The following is a 2,560-nucleotide window of genomic DNA, read 5'->3' on the forward strand; positions in this document are numbered from 1 at the left end:
TTTTTTTTTAGAACAGTTATGATATAGTTAGAATAGTTTAAAATAAGGAGTGAGAAAAAGATGAAAGAAAGATATGGAACAGTCTATAAAGGCTCTCAGAGGCTCATAGACGAAGAAAGTGGAGAAGTCATAGAGGTAGACAAGTTATACCGTAAACAAACGTCTGGTAACTTCGTAAAGGCATATATAGTGCAATTAATAAGTATGTTAGATATGATTGGCGGAAAAAAACTTAAAATCGTTAACTATATCCTAGATAATGTCCACTTAAGTAACAATACAATGATAGCTACAACAAGAGAAATAGCAAAAGCTACAGGAACAAGTCTACAAACAGTAATAACAACACTTAAAATCTTAGAAGAAGGAAATATTATAAAAAGAAAAACTGGAGTATTAATGTTAAACCCTGAACTACTAATGAGAGGCGACGACCAAAAACAAAAATACCTCTTACTCGAATTTGGGAACTTTGAGCAAGAGGCAAATGAAAAACAAGAAAATGCATTATCTGATTATTATTCTTTCAAGGACTAGTATAACATAAAATCGTCTACAAATAGACAAAAAACCTGCACGCTTAATGTAGATCAAAAGCTTAACGCAAATGAAATAGATTGACCTCCCAATAACACCACGTAGTTATTGGGAGGTCAATCTATGAAATGCGATTAAGCTTTTTCTAATTCACATAAGCGTGCAGGTTTAAAGTACATAAAAAATATAATGAAAAAAAGCATCATTATACTAACGTTATACCAACATTATACTCTCATTATACTAATTGCTTATTCCAATTTCCTATTGGTTGGAACCAACAGGCGTTAGTGTGTTGTTGAGTTGGTACTTTCATGGGATTAATCCCATGAAACCCCCAACCAACTCGCCAAAGCTTTGGCTAACACACACGCCATTCCAACCAATAGTTTTCTCGGCATAAAGCCATGCTCTGACGCTTAAATGCACTAATACCTTAAAAAAACATTAAAGTCTAACACACTAGACTTATTTACTTCGTAATTAAGTCGTTAAACCGTGTGCTCTACGACCAAAAGTATAAAACCTTTAAGAACTTTCTTTTTTCTTGTAAAAAAAGAAACTAGATAAATCTCTCATATCTTTTATTCAATAATCGCATCAGATTGCAGTATAAATTTAACGATCACTCATCATGTTCATATTTATCAGAGCTCGTGCTATAATTATACTAATTTTATAAGGAGGAAAAAATAAGTGGTTATAATGAATCGTTAATAAGCAAAATTCATTATAACCAAATTAAAGAAGGTTATAATGAACGAGAAAAATATAAAACACAGTCAAAACTTTATTACTTCAAAACATAATATAGATAAAATAATGACAAATATAAGATTAAATGAACATGATAATATCTTTGAAATCGGCTCAGGAAAAGGGCATTTTACCCTTGAATTAGTACAGAGGTGTAATTTCGTAACTGCCATTGAAATAGACCATAAATTATGCAAAACTACAGAAAATAAACTTGTTGATCACGATAATTTCCAAGTTTTAAACAAGGATATATTGCAGTTTAAATTTCCTAAAAACCAATCCTATAAAATATTTGGTAATATACCTTATAACATAAGTACGGATATAATACGCAAAATTGTTTTTGATAGTATAGCTGATGAGATTTATTTAATCGTGGAATACGGGTTTGCTAAAAGATTATTAAATACAAAACGCTCATTGGCATTATTTTTAATGGCAGAAGTTGATATTTCTATATTAAGTATGGTTCCAAGAGAATATTTTCATCCTAAACCTAAAGTGAATAGCTCACTTATCAGATTAAATAGAAAAAAATCAAGAATATCACACAAAGATAAACAGAAGTATAATTATTTCGTTATGAAATGGGTTAACAAAGAATACAAGAAAATATTTACAAAAAATCAATTTAACAATTCCTTAAAACATGCAGGAATTGACGATTTAAACAATATTAGCTTTGAACAATTCTTATCTCTTTTCAATAGCTATAAATTATTTAATAAGTAAGTTAAGGGATGCATAAACTGCATCCCTTAACTTGTTTTTCGTGTACCTATTTTTTGTGAATCGATTATGTCTTTTGCGCATTCACTTCTTTTCTATATAAATATGAGCGAAGCGAATAAGCGTCGGAAAAGCAGCAAAAAGTTTCCTTTTTGCTGTTGGAGCATGGGGGTTCAGGGGGTGCAGTATCTGACGTCAATGCCGAGCGAAAGCGAGCCGAAGGGTAGCATTTACGTTAGATAACCCCCTGATATGCTCCGACGCTTTATATAGAAAAGAAGATTCAACTAGGTAAAATCTTAATATAGGTTGAGATGATAAGGTTTATAAGGAATTTGTTTGTTCTAATTTTTCACTCATTTTGTTCTAATTTCTTTTAACAAATGTTCTTTTTTTTTTAGAACAGTTATGATATAGTTAGAATAGTTTAAAATAAGGAGTGAGAAAAAGATGAAAGAAAGATATGGAACAGTCTATAAAGGCTCTCAGAGGCTCATAGACGAAGAAAGTGGAGAAGTCATAGAGGTAGACAAGT

At 30.9% G+C, this 2,560-nt stretch carries 3 protein-coding genes; all 3 read left to right on the forward strand.

The window, feature by feature from the left end; all coding sequences use genetic code 11:
• Window positions 1–60: 60 nt before the first annotated feature.
• Complete coding sequence (locus tag BJS11_RS13155) at window positions 61–537, forward strand: replication/maintenance protein RepL (protein ID WP_000664727.1); 477 nt, start codon at window positions 61–63, stop codon at window positions 535–537.
• 756 nt (window positions 538–1,293) lie between these two features.
• Window positions 1,294–2,028 carry a 23S rRNA (adenine(2058)-N(6))-methyltransferase Erm(C) gene (erm(C), locus tag BJS11_RS13160; protein WP_001003263.1) on the forward strand — a complete coding sequence of 245 codons (735 nt, stop codon included), beginning with the start codon at window positions 1,294–1,296 and terminating at the stop codon, window positions 2,026–2,028.
• A 447-nt stretch (window positions 2,029–2,475) separates the two neighbouring features.
• Window positions 2,476–2,560, forward strand: an 85-nt coding sequence (locus BJS11_RS13480) for a replication/maintenance protein RepL (RefSeq protein WP_180247307.1), incomplete at its 3' end; no start/stop codon positions are given.

Source organism: Staphylococcus caeli (assembly GCF_900097965.1).
Classification (GTDB): Bacteria; Bacillota; Bacilli; order Staphylococcales; family Staphylococcaceae; genus Staphylococcus; species Staphylococcus caeli.